Raw genomic sequence first — 14,390 nt, 5'->3', positions numbered from 1 at the left:
CATCCAGGAGGGGCGGGCCGTCGCCCGCCCCTCGCGCCCGAAGTGAATTCGGGCGCTTCACCCCACCCGCCGCCCCGCTCACGCGGGTCGGCCTGAGAGCTCGTCGAATTCTTCGACAAGCTCTCAGTTCGCGCCGCGGCCTCCACCACCTGGAAGAACGCCTCGAGCTCGGCGAGGTCTCCGAGCCGCCGCCAGGGCCCGCCCGCCTCCGAGAGCTCGTCGTCGCGCGAGACCCTCCGCTCGACGACCCAGCGCTGCAGCGCGCTCGGCTCGTGCAGGGCGAGGACGTCCCCGCTCGCCCGCCGGACCCGCCACGCGCGCCGCTCCGCCTCGGCCGGGGCCGAGCCGTGCTCCGCGACGCGACCCCCGCCGGGGCGCGGCGCGGCGGCGGTCGCAGGGAGGGGCACCCCGTCCAGCTCCCCCGGCTTCACCGGGACGGTGACCACCAGCTCCTTCTTCTTCACGCGGAACACGTGCCCGCACCGGGTGCACTGGACGGCGAGGCCCGACGGCGTCACCTGCTCGTCGTCGAAGACGTACTGGGCCCTGCAGCGCTCGCAGCGGACGTCCATGGAATTCGGGGAGAAAAGGAGGCCGGCGGCGGAATACTACGCGAGGTCCTCCCCTCCCGCCGAAAAATTGACCCCCGAGGGGCCGCCGATATCCTCACGAGCAGGCCCTCGTCCGCGCGCACGGGAAGGATCATCCCGGGGGCCTCGCACGCCCATGGGGAAGGCCAAGTCCAACCGTCGTCTCTCCACCAAGGAGCGGGTGAAGCGCGGCGACGTGTCCGCGGAGCCGGCGGGCAAGGCGGAGCCCCGGAAGCGGAAGGAGAGCGCGCCGCGGACGGGCATGGCCCGCGACGTCGGGGCCGTGGTCCTCCTCGCCCTCGCCCTCGGCTCGGGCCTCGCCCTCGCGACGTTCTCGTCCCTCGACGGCGGCCTCATCGCGAGCGGCCTCCCGCCCGCCAACCTGTGCGGTCCGGTGGGGCACCGCGTCGCCTCCGCGACGTACGGCCTGCTCGGCTTCTCCGCCCTCGTGCTGCCGTTCGGCCTCGGCACCGCGGCGTGGCGGCTCTTCCGCGGCGCGCCGCGGCGGATCACCATCGTCTCGGCGCTCGCGTACACCGCGCTCACCCTCTCGGTGGCGACGCTCGGCCACCTCGCCCTCGGCGCACGCGCCCCGGTCTCCTTCCCCGCCGGCGGCGCGGTGGGCGCCGCGCTCGCGGGGTGGCTCGAGGGGCTCTTCTCGCTGTGGGGCAGCGCCATCGCGGTGAGCGCCACCGCGCTCGTCGCGCTCATCGTCGCGGCCGACGTGAAGCCGCAGACCCTCGGCGGCGCGCTCCTCGCCGTGGGGCGGGCCGTGGTCGGGTTCCTGCGCCGCGGGGTCGCCGACGCCGTGGACGAGCACCGGGCCGCGGTGGCGGAGCTGCGCGCGGAGGAGGCCGCGGACCGGGTCCGCCGCGCGGAGGCCGAGCAGCTCGCCGAGGCCGCGGAGATCGAGGCGGACGGCGACGAGGCGCGCGCGGAGGCCCGCGCCGTCGCGAGCGCGCTCGCCCTCGAGGAGCTCCGCCGCGAGAGCTTCGAGGAGCCCGCCTGGGTGGACGGGCTCGAGCCGGCGCAGGAGGAGGAGCCCGCCGGCGAGGGGGAGCCGCCGCGCCGCCGGCGCCGGGCGAAGGAGCACGACGAGCACGAGGGCGCCGCCGCCGTGGCGCCGGCCGCCGCCGCGGTGACGCCGCCCGCCGACGCGCCGGAGGAGCCTGCCGCGGCGCCGCTCCCGCTCCCCCAGCCGTCGAAGCCGGAGATCGTGGTCTCGCAGGCCCTGCTCGAGCGGAAGAAGAAGAAGGACCGGAAGGAGGCCCCGAGCTTCGCGTTCACGAAGGCCGGCGACGTCTTCAAGCTGCCCTCGACCGACCTCCTCGACGTGCACGACGAGAAGCAGAAGGACCTCGACGCCGACTCGCTCACGCGGACCGCCGAGGTCATCGTCGCGACGCTCCGGCAGCACGGCGTGGAGGGCGTGATCAAGCACATCCGGCCCGGGCCGGTGGTGACGCTCTACGAGTTCTCCCCGGTGGCGGGCGTGAAGCTCGCCCGGATCGAGAACCTCGACAAGGAGCTCACCATGGCGCTCAGCGCCACCCGGATCCGCATCATCGCGCCGATCCCGGGCAAGGGCGTGGTGGGCATCGAGGTCCCGAACAAGGACCGCGCCACCGTGTGGCTGCGCGACGTCCTCGAGTCGGACGGGTTCGTCTCCGCGGGCGGGTTCCTCCCGCTCGGCCTCGGCAAGGACGTCGAGGGCGCGCCGTACTGCGTGGACCTCCAGCGGATGCCGCACCTGCTCATCGCCGGCACGACCGGCTCGGGCAAGTCGGTGGGCCTCAACACGATGATCCTCTCGATGCTCTTCCGGCAGACGCCGGCGGAGGTCCGGCTGATCATGGTGGACCCGAAGATGACGGAGCTGTCCACCTACGAGGACATCCCCCACCTGCTCCTGCCGGTGGTGACCGACCCGCAGAAGGCGGCCCGCGCGCTCCAGTGGGCGGTGGACGAGATGGAGCGGCGGACGCAGATCCTCGCCGACACCGGCTCGAAGGACCTCAAGTCGTACAACGGCAAGGTCGAGAAGCTCCGCGACGCGGGGAAGACGTTCGAGGACAAGGATCCCGCGGCCCCGCCGAGGAAGCTCGTGGTGGTGGACGTCACCGCAGGCGAGACGGAGGACGACGCCGCGGCGCGCGCCGAGCGGGAGGCGGACGCGGCCGCGACCGGCGCCGAGGGGGCGCCGGCGGCGCCCGCGGCGGAGCCGGTCCGGGCGTCGCCCGAGTTCGAGGATCCCACCGCGCCGCCGCCCGCCGATCCCGTGGCGGAGCGCGACGAGCGGAAGCTCCCGCAGAAGCTCCCCTACATCGTCGTCGTCATCGACGAGCTCGCCGACCTGATGATGACCGCGCCGCGCGAGGTCGAGATCTCGCTCGCCCGCCTCGCCCAGAAGGCGCGCGCCACCGGCATCCACCTCATCGTCGCGACCCAGCGCCCGTCCACGGACGTCGTGACGGGGATGATCAAGAACAACTTCCCCGCCCGGATCACCTTCCGGCTCGCCTCGCGCCACGACTCGCAGACGATCATCAACGGCCCCGGGGCCGAGGCGCTCCTCGGCGACGGCGACATGCTCGTGCTGACCGCGACCAAGCCGGTCACGCGCGTGCAGGGCGCGTTCGTCTCCGAGGAGGAGCTGAACCGGGTGGTCGGCTTCCTCAAGGAGCAGGGCAGGCCCGTCTACGACGAGTCCATCCTCAAGGCGCGCGAGGGCGGCGGCGAGCGCGGCGGGGACGCCGAGGACGACCCGGTCTACGACCAGGCCATCGACCTCGTCTCCCGGATGGAGGAGGTCTCGGTCTCCAAGCTCCAGCGCGAGATGCGGCTCGGCTACAACAAGGCCGCGAAGATCATCGAGCGGATGGAGCGCGAGGGGATCGTCGGGCCGCCCAACGGCGTGAAGCCGCGGCAGGTCCTGATCCGGCCGATCGGCGAGACGTCGCCGATCCCGAACGTCTAGCGCCGCTCCGCACGACTCCTCATCAAGAGCCAGCCGACTCGACGTGCTCGCCCGCGGGCGGCTCGAGCACCACCCAGGCGCCGCAGCCGACGACGAGGGCGGCGCCGGCCAGCGCGAGCGGCCCGAGCGCCTCGCCGAAGGCGAAGTAGCCGACGGCGGCGGCGGTGACCGGCTCCACGTAGGCGAGCGCGGAGGCGACCGGCGCCGAGACCGAGGCGAGCCCCCAGTAGAAGAGGAGGCTCGCCCCGATCCCGCAGACGAGCGAGCCGGCGAGCACGCGGAGCACCCCCGGCCCGGGGGGCGGGATCGCGGCGCGCCCGAAGACGGCGAGGAGCGCGGCCACCGCGATCACGGCGTGGAGCGACGTCACGACGTCCGGCGGAAACGCCCGGGCCGCCCGCCGCGCCGCGAACATGATGATCACGTAGAACACCGCGCTCGCGGCGCCGAGCGCGGCGGTCGCGGCCGGCGCCCGCGCGGGCGCGCCGAGCACCAGGGCGAGCCCGGCGAGGGAGAGCGGCGCGGCGAGGACCGCGCGGCGCGACCGGGGCTCCCCCAGCGCGGGCGCGAGGAGCGCGATCGCGACGGGCGCGAGGTAGTGCGCGAGGACCGCGACGGCGATGGGGCCGCGGTCGAGGGCGGCGAAGTAGAGCGCGATGTTCCCCGCGTCGGCGAGGCCGAGCAGGAGCACCGCGGCCACGGCGCCGCGGTCCCGGAAGGCGGCGCGGCGGCGGAACGCGAACGGCGCCGGCGCCGCGAGGACGAGCTGGACGACGAGCGCCGACGCGGGCGGCGGGAGCCCCGCGGGCCGGAGCACCAGGGCCCAGCCGCCCCAGAGGATCGCGGCGATCACGAGCAGCGCCGCGCCGCGCAGCCACCGCGGTTCGGCCGTCACGCCGTCTCCGGCCCGCGCGCCGCGCGGGCCGCGCGCTGCCCGCCCTCGACGTCCACCCGGGAGAGCAGCGCCGCCCCGATCGCGAAGAAGGCGATCACCGACAGCACCGCGCCGCGCGACGAGCCGGTGAGCGCGATCGCCGCGGCGTAGATGCCGGGGCCCACGATGCCGGCGACCTTCTCCACCACCGAGAAGAACCCGAAGAACTCGCCGGACAGGTGGCGCGGCACGAGGCTGGCGAAGATCGACCGCGAGAGCGCCTGGGTCCCGCCCTGGACCAGGCCGACCAGGATCGCGAGCGCGTAGAAGTGCGCGGCGGTGCGGGTGAAGTACGCGAGCACCGCGACCCCGCCGTACACGGCGAGCCCGCCCAGGACCGCCCGCTTCGCGCCCACCCGGCCCGCCAGCAGCCCGAAGAGGAACGCGCACGGGACGCCGATGAACTGCACGAGCAGGATGGCCGCGATGAGCGCGCCGGCCGGCAGCCCGAGCTCGGTCCCGTAGATCGTCGCCATCCGGATGATGGTCCCGATGCCGTCGTTGTAGACCAGGAACGCGAGGAGCATCAGCGCGGCCTGCGGGTAGGCGCGGAGCGTCCGCGCGGTGCGCCCGAGGCGGGTGAAGGCGAGGCGGACCACCGGCGCCCGCCGCGCGTCCGCGGGCGGGGTCGGCTCGCGCACGCGCAGGAGGAGCGGCACCGTGAACGCCGCCCACCAGATCGCCACCGAGAGGAACGCGAGCCGGGTCGGCAGCGTGGCCTGGGCGCTCGAGAGCCCGGGGCCGTGCGGGAGACCGAAGAGCGCCGGCCGCGTGATCGCGAGGAGCTGCACGGCGAGGAGGAGGCCGCCGCCCAGGTACCCGATCGCGAAGCCGGCGGAGGACACGCGGTCGAGCTCGTCCTCCCGCGCGACGTGCGGGAGGAGCGCGTCGTAGAAGACGAAGCTCCCCATGAGCCCGACGTTCACCACCACGACCAGGCCGGCGCCGAGCCGCCAGTCGCCGGGGCCGACGAGGAACATCGCCGCGGTGCCGGCGATCCCGATCATGGCGAAGGCCGCGAGGAGCGGCTTCTTCCAGGGGCGGACGTCCGCCACCGTGCCGAGCACCGGCGAGAGCGCCGCGACCAGGACGAGGGCGAGGGTGGTGGCGACGGCGTAGCGCTCGGTGGTGAGCGCCGGTGGGAGGTGCGCGCCTGCCACCGCACCGAAGTACACCGGGAAGATCGCCGTCACGATGGAGGTTACGGCTGCGGAGTTGGCGCAGTCGTAGAGCACCCAGGCCCGCAGCTCCGCCCTGCCGAGGCCGAGTCGGCCGAGCCAGGAGGGCGTGGCGGGCTCCGGGGAGGTCGCCTCACCGGTTCGCATGGGCGTGGACCCTAGGTCGCCGGAGCGGAGGGCGCAACGCACCTGGCGCGCCGTGACGATCCGGCGCGAGGCGCGCCCCGTTGCCGGCGCCCCTCCGCCCCCGGCGCCCGCGGGCCGAGGGCGCCCCCTCTGGTGCCGGACCGCGGGTCGGTGTAAAGCGTTTCGCGTCCACCCACATCGTACGCAATGGAGTCCCACATGAAGCTCTCTGCCTCCAACCGTGTCACCGCGGTCATCGCCGTCGCCGCGTTCCTGGTCGCCGGCTGCGAGACCGTCGGCAAGCGCACCGCGATCGGCGCGGGCGCGGGCGGCCTGGCGGGCGCCGGCATCGGCGCGCTCGTCGGCGGCGGCAAGGGCGCCCTCATCGGCGCCGGCGTCGGCGCCCTCGCCGGCGGCTCCGTCGGCCTCTACCTCGACAAGCAGCACAAGGAGCTCGAGAAGGTCGCCGAGACGAAGCGGACCGAGAACGGGCTCATCGTCCAGCTCAAGAACGACATCCTCTTCGACACCGGCAGCGCCGTCCTCAAGCCGGAGGCCGTCGATCAGCTCTCCAAGCTCGGCGACATCATCGCGAAGTACTCGGACGACCGCGTGCGCGTCGAGGGGTACACCGACTCCTCCGGCTCGAAGAAGCGCAACGAGGAGCTCTCGCTCCGGCGCGCGGCCGCGGTGAAGGAGGTCCTCGCCGGCCGCGGCGTCCAGGAGAAGCAGATCACCGCCCTCGGGATGGGCGACACCCGGCCCGTCGCCGACAACGCCACCGCCGACGGCCGCGCCAAGAACCGCCGCGTCGAGCTGCACATCGACGTGCCGAACGCGACGTAGCGGGCTTCGGGCTTCAGGCTTTCAGCGAAGGGCCCTCGGGAGCGATCCCGGGGGCTCATTTCGTTCGCGAAGCGTCGGTGCCGTTGTCCGTGAACGTTTCCGTGACCGGGACCGATCCCCGTGCCCGGGTCCCGGGTCCCCTGGGCCCGTGAGCCGTCGGATCACGGGAGCGGGCCACGGGAGGCGGGAGCCGGTTCACGGGTCACGGGGCGGCCGGTGACGGTGACGGGCACGGTCCACGGCAACGACCTCGGACGGACGCGTCCCCGAGCGCGCCGGCTCGGCTTTTCCGTGAGGCCTGAAGGCCGAGGCCTGGCAGGCCTCGGTCCGCCTCGGGCGTCGTCGTCAGACCTTCATCCGCTTCTCCTCCCCGCGCAGCAGCCGCCGGATGTTCTCCTGGTGGCGCAGGAAGATGAGCCCGCCGATCACGAGGCCGGCCCAGGAGATCGGGCTGTGGGCGCCGTAGGTGAGGAACCCGCCCACGACGCACATCGACGTGCCGAGGAGCGAGCCGACCGAGGAGATCCGCGTCGCGGCGTACGCGACGACGTAGCCGAGGAGCCCCGCGAGCGCCGCCCAGGGCGCGAGCACCAGGAAGATGCCGAGCCCGGTCGCGACGCCCTTCCCGCCCTTGAACCTCAGCCAGACCGGGAAGAGGTGGCCGGCGAACGCGGCCACCGCGACCCCCATCACCCACACGTCCGCCCCCGGGGCGCCGGAGAGCACGCGGCGGGCGATCACGATGGGGACCATCGCCTTGGCGGCGTCGAGGATCACCACCACGACGCCCATCCCCTTGCCGCCCGCCCGCGCGACGTTCGTCGCGCCGATGTTCCCCGACCCGACCTTCCGCACGTCCACGCCGAGGAGCAGCCGCGCGAGGACCACGCCGTACGGGACCGAGCCCGACAGGTAGCCGGCCGCGACCAGGAGCACGCCGAGCGCAGCCGGGCTCACGCCGCCCTCCCGCGCGAGAGGAGCCACGCCCAGTTCGCCAGGAGGAGCGCGATGCCGACCGCCGTCGCGACGCGCCACGCGCCCCGCGCCGGGACGGGGAGCGGCCAGCCGGCCGCGGCGCGGAGGAGATCGAGGGCAGCGTACGCCCAGGCGAGCGCCGCGAGGAGCGCGCCGAGGGGGCTCGCGGCGACGGCGGCGCCGACGTGCCCGTGGGCGAGCGCGACGAAGGCGTGGGTCATCCCGCAGGTCGCGCAGGGGATCCCCGCCAGGGCCTTGAGCGGGCAGGCGTAGCCGATCGAGAGCACCGGCACGAAGCGCGCGACGAGGAAGGACAGCGCGCCGATGAGGGCGAACACCTCCGCGTGCCCGAACCGCTCGGTGCGCTGGAGCGAGAGTACGGCGCCGGTCCGGCTCATGGCCGTCACAGGTTCACCTGCCCGGCGGGCTGGCCCAGCTCGCGCAGCGCCGCGCCCACGCCGAGGCCGAGGGCGGAGCAGCAGCACGCGCACGCGAGGAGCGCCGGCGCGAACACCGCGGCCGCCGCCTTGCCCGGTCCGCAGCGCTGCGTCTCGCCGAGGCCGATGACGAGGGCGACGAGGTACCAGATCACCGCCACGAACCCACCGCAGCCCGGGACGGCGAGGAGGAGGTTCAGGCCGTACGCGTAGCCCACCGCGGTGAGGGTCGCGTCGAAGCCCCGTCCCGCTCCCCGGAAGAGCATGAGCAGCAGGTGGACGATCGCGGCGGTGAGGTAGATGCCGAGGAGGCCGATGAGCGGCGAGATCACCGCCGAGCCGAGCACCGCCGGCCCCGTGAACGCCTGGACGAACTTGCGCGCCATCTCCGCCGACTCCGGCGGGAGATCGCGCAGCATGCGCTCGAGCACGTGCAAGGTCTGCCGGCCCGAGAGGTAGCTGTACAGCGCCTGGACCACGTTGCCGATCGAGTAGGCGATCACGCCGAAGAGGACCGCGCTCCCGGTCTGGTCGATCCGCACCAGCCGGAAGAGCCGCTGCGGCTCGGTCGCGACGAGCTTCCAGGTCTCGAAGAAGGAGGAGACCCACCCCCGCGTCCGCCGCTCGGCGAAGGGCGCGGGCCGTTCGGGCTCGAACGGTCCGGGGCCGCCCGGCGGGGGCCCCCAGCCGCCGCCCGGTGGGGGCGGCGGGTAGTACCCCCCCGCAGGTCCGTAGCCGCCCGGAGGCCCGTATCCGCCAGGGGGCGGGGGAGGCGGAGGGGGCAGCGCGCCGCCCGCGGGCGGCGGGCCGGCCACCGGACCGGGCGGCGGCACCGGCTCGCCGGGGGCAGAGGGCGCGCCGGCGGGCGGCGCCGGCGGGCGCGGCGCGTTGGGATCGGGGAGGTCGAGCTCCGAGCCGCAGTGCGGGCAGGACTGCCGCCCGAACCGATCCGTCGTGAACGTGCCCTGGCAGCGGGCGCAGCGTGCGAGCATGGCGCGCGGAGCTTACCGCGACCGCGCCTCGCCGCGCCCCGGGAAAAGCCGGGGCCCGCCTACTCGCGGAGCGCGCGGACCTCGTCCACGTTCACGTCGCCGCGCGACCGGAAGACCGCGATGACGATCGCGAGCCCCACCGCGGCCTCCGCGGCGGCCACCGCGATGACGAAGAACGCGATGGCGTGAGCGCCGAGGTTGCCGCTCTGACGGGCGAAGGCGAGGAAGGTGAGGTTCGCCGCGTTCAGCATCAGCTCGACGCTCATCATGACGATGAGGGCGTTCCGCTTCGTGAGGACGCCGATGAGCCCGATGCCGAAGAGGATCGCCGCGAGCCAGAGGTAGGACTGGACGGCCATGTCAGATCCGCTCCTTCGCGACGACCACCGCGCCGACGATCGCGACGAGGAGGAGGAGGCTCGTCACCTCGAAGGGCAGCAGGTACTGCGTGTAGAGCACCTTGCCGACCGCCTTCACCGTGCCGAACCCGGGCGAGAGGACCGCCGCGGGCCCGCTCACGTCGGCGATCGCCGACGCGATCACCGCGACGAGGAACACCGCGCCGAGCGCGCCGATGACCTGGATCGCCCGGTGGCGCTCCTTCTCGAAGTGCTCGGTGCCGAGCGACAGCAGCATGATCACGAACAGGAACAGCACCATCACCGCCCCGGCGTAGACCAGGATCTGCATGAAGGCGATGAGGTGGGCGGCGAGGAGGACGTAGATCCCTGCCAGCAAGAAGAACGCCGCCACGAGGTTCATCGCCGCGTAGACGGGGTTTCGCGCCACCACCACCCCGCCCGCGGTGATCACGAGCGGAACGGCGAAGATCCAGAAGGTGACCTGCTCGGCCGTGACGCTCATCGGCCCTCCTAGTAGGTGATCGCCCCGACGCGGGCGGCGCGGGAGGACTGCTCGAGCCCCCAGCCGTGGTCGCCGTACGGACAGCGGTGCTCCTCCGCGTGCTGGAGGAACTCGTGCTTGAACTTCTTGAGGAAGGACTGGACCGGCATCGCCGCGGCGTCGCCGAGGGCGCAGATCGTCATCCCGAGGATGTTGCCCGAGATCTGCTCGAGCTTGGCGACGTCCGCGACCGTCGCGTGCCCGCTCTCGATCTTGTGGACGATCCCCTCCATCCACGACGTGCCCTCGCGGCAGGGCGTGCACTGGCCGCAGCTCTCCTCCGCGTAGAACTTCGAGATGCGGGAGAGCACGCGCACCATGCAGGTGGACTCGTCGAACACCATCACGCCGCCGGAGCCCGACATCGAGCCGGCCGCCTTCACGGCGTCGAACTCGAGGGAGATGTCGATCTCGTCGGCGGTGAGGACCGGGGAGGAGGAGCCGCCGGGGATCACGGCCTTGATCTTGCGGCCGCCCACGACCCCGCCGGCGTCCTCCATGATGAGCTTCTTGAGGTTGTAGGCGACCGGCTTCTCGTAGACGCCGGGCCGGTTCACGTGGCCCGAGACGCCGAAGAGGCGGGTGCCGCCCGACTTCCCGACGCCGAGGGCGGCGAACGCCTCGCCGCCGTTCGCGATGATCCAGGGGATGTTCGCGATCGTCTCGACGTTGTTGATGATCGTCGGCTTCGCCCACAGGCCGGACACCGCCGGGAACGGCGGCTTGAGGCGGGGGTAGCCCTTCTTCCCCTCGAGCGACTCGAGGAGCGCCGACTCCTCGCCGCAGATGTACGCGCCCGCGCCGCGGTGCACGACGATCTCGAGGTCGAAGTCCTTCTTGCCGAGGAGCCGCGGCCCGATGATGCCGGCCGCCCTCGCATCGGCGATCGCCTTCTCGAGGGAGCGGGCCTGCTTCGCGAACTCGCCGCGGATGTAGACGAACGCGCGGTGGATGTCGAGCGCGTAGCAGGTGATCGCGATCCCCTCGACCAGCATGTGCGGGTCGTGCTCGAGGATGTAGCGGTCCTTGAACGTGCCCGGCTCGGACTCGTCGCCGTTCACCGTGAGGTAACGCGGGCGGACGTCCTTCGGGAGGAACGTCCACTTGAGGCCGGTGGCGAAGCCGGCGCCGCCGCGGCCGCGGAGGTTCGACTTCTTCACCTCGTCGACGATCGCGCCCGGCTCCATCCCGAGCGCCTTGTCGAGCGCGGCGTACCCGCCGTCCTGGCGATAGGTCTCGAGCGCGGCGGAGTTCGGCTTCCCCCAGCGCTTCGACAGGATGAGGGTCTCGCTCACTTGAGGCCTCCGACGATCTGCTCGACCTTCTGGACGTCGAGCCGCTCGTACATCTCCTCGTCCACGAGCATCGCGGGGGCGGTGCCGCACGAGCCGAGGCACTCCACCTCGCGCACCGTGATGCGGCCGTCCCGCGTCGTCTGCCCGTTCGCGAGGGCGAGCTTCTTCTTCAGGTACTCGAAGATCCGCTCGCCGCCGCAGAGGCTGCAGGACACGTTCGTGCAGACCTCGACGACGTGCGCCCCCACCGGTTCGGTGTGGAACATCACGTAGAAGGTCGCGACCTCCTCCGCGCGCGCCGCGGAGACGCCGAGGCGATCGGCGCAGAGGCGCTGCACCGCGGGAGAGGCGTATCCGAAGACCTCCTGGCCGAGGCGGAGGGCCGGCAGCATGGCGGCGGCCTTCCGATCGGGCGGATAGCGCTTCAGGATCGCTTGCAGCTCCCGATCGAAGTGCTCGATCTTCTCGCGGGGCAGTTCTTCGACCGCACCAACAGACGCTGGTTTCGTCATAAGGGTCCGAGAAGTCTGGGCGAAATCCGGGGCAGGCTAGTGAGGCAAGGTAGTATTGTCAAGGAGAGCGCCGCTCCATTTAGGCATTTTATCCCGTGGTCATTGCGATCGCCCGGCCGCCGCGCGCGATCGCGCCGATCCCGCGCCCGGCGCTGGTATACTCTCGCTCACTCGATGTCCGAGGGAACGGAAAAGCGGCGCGATCCTCGCGTTCCCCTCGTCCTGCGGATCGACTACCCGGAGGCCCCCGGCGCGCTGCGCGACGCCACCGAGAACCTCTCGGCCGGCGGCCTCTTCATCCGCACCGATCGCCCCCTCGCCGCGGGCGAGCGCGTGCCGCTCGCCCTGAGCTTCCCCGGGCTCCTCGAGCCGGTCGACGTCGAGGTCGAGGTGGTCCGGCGCCGGGAGGCGAGCGATCGCGAGCCGGCGGGGGTCGCGGTGAAGATCCCCATCGACCGGATCGACGACCGCCACAAGCTCGCGCGGCTGGCCGAGACGGCCCGGAGCGGCGTCGGCGCCGCCGGGCGCCGCTACCGCGCCCTCGTCGTCGAGGACAACCCCCACGTCGTCGCGATGTACGAGTTCGCCCTGCGCAAGCTGCGGGGCGGCGCGGACGGGATGGGGGTCGCGATCGAGTACGCGTCCGACGGCCACGAGGCGATGCTCCGGCTCGAGGCGCTGCCGAAGGTCGATCTGGTGATGACCGACCTCTTCATGCCGGTGATGGACGGCTTCACCCTGGTGGAGCGGCTGCGCGGGGATCCCGCGCTCCGGGCGGTGCCGGTCCTCGTCATCAGCGCCGGGGGCGCCGAGGTCCGGGCCCGCGCCGAGGCGCTCGGCGTGGACGTCTACCTCCAGAAGCCGGTCCAGCTCGCCGACATCGTGACGACCGTGCGCACGCTGCTCGAGGCGCGGGGCTGATCCGCTCCTCCCGCGCCGCGACGGAGGGCCCGGGACGAGAACGCCCGCCGGGGAGCCCGGCGGGCGTCGATTGGAGCGGCCCCGCGCGCGCGGAGCCTGCGTCGAGGCGAGAGCCTACTTCTTCGCCTTCTTGTTGAAGATGTCCTTGAGCGCCTTCGCCGGCGTGAGCTTGATGGCGGTGCGGGCCGGGATCTTGATCTGCTCGCCCGTCGCCGGGTTCCGGCCGATGCGGGCCTTGCGATCGACGAGCTTCACCGCCCCGAGGCCGCCGAGCGGGATCTTCCCCTCGGCCTTCAGGCGCTTCGTCACGACCTCCTCGACCGCCTGGAACACCGCCCGCACCTGCGCCTTCGAGACCTGCGAGCCCTCGGCCACCGCCTGGAAGAACTGTGCCTGCGTCATGTAGGGGATCCCTCCTGTCGCGCCGCCGCGCGAGTGACGCGGCGTTTGGTCCAGAGCAGATATCGCTTCCCGATCGCGCCGTCAACTTCACCGATGCACGGATCGCCTGAAAAATGGGCCTCTCGTGAGGGTGACCCTCCAGAACGCCCGGGAAACGGGCGTCCCGGCATGCACCGCGAGTTCACCTCAGCGCCGCGACGATCTCGAAGGCGATGAGGAGGATGACCGCGAGCTCCATGAGCTCCGCGCGGCTGGTGTCGGCGGAGTCGCCGATGAGGTCGTTCACCTCGGCGACGAGCCGCTGCTTGCGCAGCACGCTCTCCTCCCAGGCGGGGAGCCGGAACCGGCGCACCGCCCCCTGGTAGAGCCGCGCGAGGTAGAAATCCCCCACGATTTTCACCGCGTTCTCCAGCGTTTCGTTCATCTCGGAGATCTCGAGGAGGAGCGCGACCGTACGCCGCTGCAGCTTGCGATAGCGGTGCGTGAAGATGTCCGCGAGCGGCGACCCGCCCGTCTCCATGTCGTCGTAGATCCGCTGCAGCGCGCGGTCGAGCAGCGCGTCGTAATAGCGCAGCTCGAGCAGGTGCGCGGTCGCGAACTCGAGCAGATCGGGGATGTCCTCCACCCCCGACGGCTCGTTCACGAAGGCGCAGTTCCAGTGGAAGACCGCGAGATCCTCCTCGAGGTACGAGTAGTGGTGCGAGAGGACGTCCTCCCGCTCCGCAGTGGAGAGCGGCCCCGGGCTCGTCTCGCCGAGGAGCAGCTCGGAGATGGGCGCCCCGGCGACGAGGTCCGAGGCCCGCACCGGCCCGCCCTCGAACGCCCGGACGAAGAAGACGTGGTAGCTCTCGAGCCCCTCCCACGCGTGCGGGCGCTCCAGCGCCGGCCCGAGCGCGCGAGCGATGGCGTCCGCCTCGCGGCGGGCCTCCGCGTCGAGGGCGGGGGCGGGCGCGACGAATAGCTCCTCCGCGAGGGGCACGAGGTCGCCGAGGGAGGTGCCCGGCGCGATCCGCACCTTGTATCGGATCGACACGACGCCGTAGTCGTAGACGCGGGCGCTCGCCTCCACGTCGCGGGGACCGGAGGCGAGCGGGAGGGCGCGCCGGCCGAGCGCGAGGTAGAGCGGCGGCCGGGGGAACTCGATCGCGGAGGCGGACTGTCCCTTGGCGAGCCGGAGCCGGGACTTGGGCGCGGTGGCGACCTCCTCGGCGCGGACCAGGTTCACCGCGTCCGCCACGTCGAAGAGGCGGTACACGAGCACGTCCCCGTCCGCCACCGCCGGCACGCGCGCATCCATCGCCG

Annotated in this window: 15 protein-coding genes; 3 read left to right on the top strand and 12 right to left on the bottom strand. The window is 73.0% G+C overall.

The features are described from left to right. Nucleotides 1-572: zinc-ribbon domain-containing protein (locus tag MNZ27_RS17030; protein ID WP_242395298.1), on the bottom strand; the 572-nt coding region annotated here is incomplete at its 3' end. Between the two features lie 154 nt (nucleotides 573-726). Between MNZ27_RS17030 and MNZ27_RS17025 the strand changes: the two genes are divergently transcribed. Next, on the top strand, nucleotides 727-3,567 hold the full coding sequence (locus tag MNZ27_RS17025; RefSeq protein ID WP_242395297.1) for an FtsK/SpoIIIE family DNA translocase: 2,841 nt from the start codon (nucleotides 727-729) through the stop codon (nucleotides 3,565-3,567). Between the two features lie 22 nt (nucleotides 3,568-3,589). Here MNZ27_RS17025 and MNZ27_RS17020 read toward each other — a convergent pair whose 3' ends face one another. Together MNZ27_RS17020 and MNZ27_RS17015 are read right to left on the bottom strand one after the other, a co-directional pair. Then, nucleotides 3,590-4,462, bottom strand: a complete 873-nt coding sequence (locus MNZ27_RS17020) for a DMT family transporter (protein ID WP_242395296.1) — start codon at nucleotides 4,460-4,462, stop codon at nucleotides 3,590-3,592. After that, complete coding sequence (locus tag MNZ27_RS17015; protein WP_242395295.1) at nucleotides 4,459-5,826, bottom strand: MFS transporter; 1,368 nt, start codon at nucleotides 5,824-5,826, stop codon at nucleotides 4,459-4,461. Before MNZ27_RS17015 ends, MNZ27_RS17020 begins: the two co-directional genes overlap by 4 nt. Nucleotides 5,827-6,024: 198 nt before the next feature. Between MNZ27_RS17015 and MNZ27_RS17010 the strand changes: the two genes are divergently transcribed. Next, complete coding sequence (locus MNZ27_RS17010) at nucleotides 6,025-6,651, top strand: OmpA family protein (RefSeq protein ID WP_242395294.1); 627 nt, start codon at nucleotides 6,025-6,027, stop codon at nucleotides 6,649-6,651. A 345-nt stretch (nucleotides 6,652-6,996) separates the two neighbouring features. Here the strand turns inward: MNZ27_RS17010 and plsY are convergent, their stop codons facing one another. From plsY to MNZ27_RS16975, 7 genes are read right to left on the bottom strand one after another with little or no spacing between them, the layout of a single operon-like run. Further along, nucleotides 6,997-7,608 carry a glycerol-3-phosphate 1-O-acyltransferase PlsY gene (plsY, locus tag MNZ27_RS17005; protein WP_242395293.1) on the bottom strand — a complete coding sequence of 204 codons (612 nt, stop codon included), beginning with the start codon at nucleotides 7,606-7,608 and terminating at the stop codon, nucleotides 6,997-6,999. Then, nucleotides 7,605-8,024 (bottom strand): DUF2752 domain-containing protein, encoded by a 420-nt coding sequence (locus MNZ27_RS17000; protein ID WP_242395292.1) that lies wholly within the window; start codon nucleotides 8,022-8,024, stop codon nucleotides 7,605-7,607. Before MNZ27_RS17000 ends, plsY begins: the two co-directional genes overlap by 4 nt. A 5-nt stretch (nucleotides 8,025-8,029) precedes the next feature. After that, the gene (locus MNZ27_RS16995) at nucleotides 8,030-9,055 is read right to left on the bottom strand and encodes a YIP1 family protein (protein ID WP_242395291.1); all 1,026 of its coding nucleotides are present in this window, start codon (nucleotides 9,053-9,055) and stop codon (nucleotides 8,030-8,032) included. A gap of 59 nt (nucleotides 9,056-9,114) precedes the next feature. After that, nucleotides 9,115-9,414 carry an NADH-quinone oxidoreductase subunit NuoK gene (gene nuoK / locus MNZ27_RS16990; RefSeq protein WP_242395290.1) on the bottom strand — a complete coding sequence of 100 codons (300 nt, stop codon included), beginning with the start codon at nucleotides 9,412-9,414 and terminating at the stop codon, nucleotides 9,115-9,117. A 1-nt stretch (nucleotide 9,415) separates the two neighbouring features. Then, on the bottom strand, nucleotides 9,416-9,919 hold the full coding sequence (locus MNZ27_RS16985; protein ID WP_242395289.1) for an NADH-quinone oxidoreductase subunit J: 504 nt from the start codon (nucleotides 9,917-9,919) through the stop codon (nucleotides 9,416-9,418). An 8-nt stretch (nucleotides 9,920-9,927) separates the two neighbouring features. Next, on the bottom strand, nucleotides 9,928-11,253 hold the full coding sequence (nuoF, locus tag MNZ27_RS16980) for an NADH-quinone oxidoreductase subunit NuoF (protein ID WP_242395288.1): 1,326 nt from the start codon (nucleotides 11,251-11,253) through the stop codon (nucleotides 9,928-9,930). Continuing rightward, nucleotides 11,250-11,765, bottom strand: coding sequence for an NADH-quinone oxidoreductase subunit NuoE family protein (locus MNZ27_RS16975; protein ID WP_242395287.1), 516 nt, complete (start codon nucleotides 11,763-11,765; stop codon nucleotides 11,250-11,252). Before MNZ27_RS16975 ends, nuoF begins: the two co-directional genes overlap by 4 nt. Before the next feature lie 174 nt (nucleotides 11,766-11,939). Here MNZ27_RS16975 and MNZ27_RS16970 point away from each other — a divergent pair, with 174 nt between their 5' ends. After that, a complete protein-coding gene (locus MNZ27_RS16970; RefSeq protein ID WP_242395286.1) occupies nucleotides 11,940-12,686 on the top strand; it encodes a response regulator in 747 nt (248 codons plus the stop codon). 114 nt (nucleotides 12,687-12,800) lie between these two features. Here MNZ27_RS16970 and MNZ27_RS16965 read toward each other — a convergent pair whose 3' ends face one another. Then, on the bottom strand, nucleotides 12,801-13,088 hold the full coding sequence (locus MNZ27_RS16965; RefSeq protein WP_242395285.1) for an HU family DNA-binding protein: 288 nt from the start codon (nucleotides 13,086-13,088) through the stop codon (nucleotides 12,801-12,803). Nucleotides 13,089-13,269: 181 nt separating this feature from the next. Beyond that, the gene (locus MNZ27_RS16960; protein WP_242395284.1) at nucleotides 13,270-14,385 is read right to left on the bottom strand and encodes an RMD1 family protein; all 1,116 of its coding nucleotides are present in this window, start codon (nucleotides 14,383-14,385) and stop codon (nucleotides 13,270-13,272) included. Nucleotides 14,386-14,390 lie beyond the last annotated feature (5 nt).

The organism is Anaeromyxobacter oryzisoli, assembly GCF_022690765.1.
Classification (GTDB): domain Bacteria; phylum Myxococcota; class Myxococcia; order Myxococcales; family Anaeromyxobacteraceae; genus Anaeromyxobacter; species Anaeromyxobacter oryzisoli.
The sequence above is the reverse complement of the archived record's forward strand: the minus strand, read 5'-3'. Positions and strand labels throughout refer to the sequence as shown.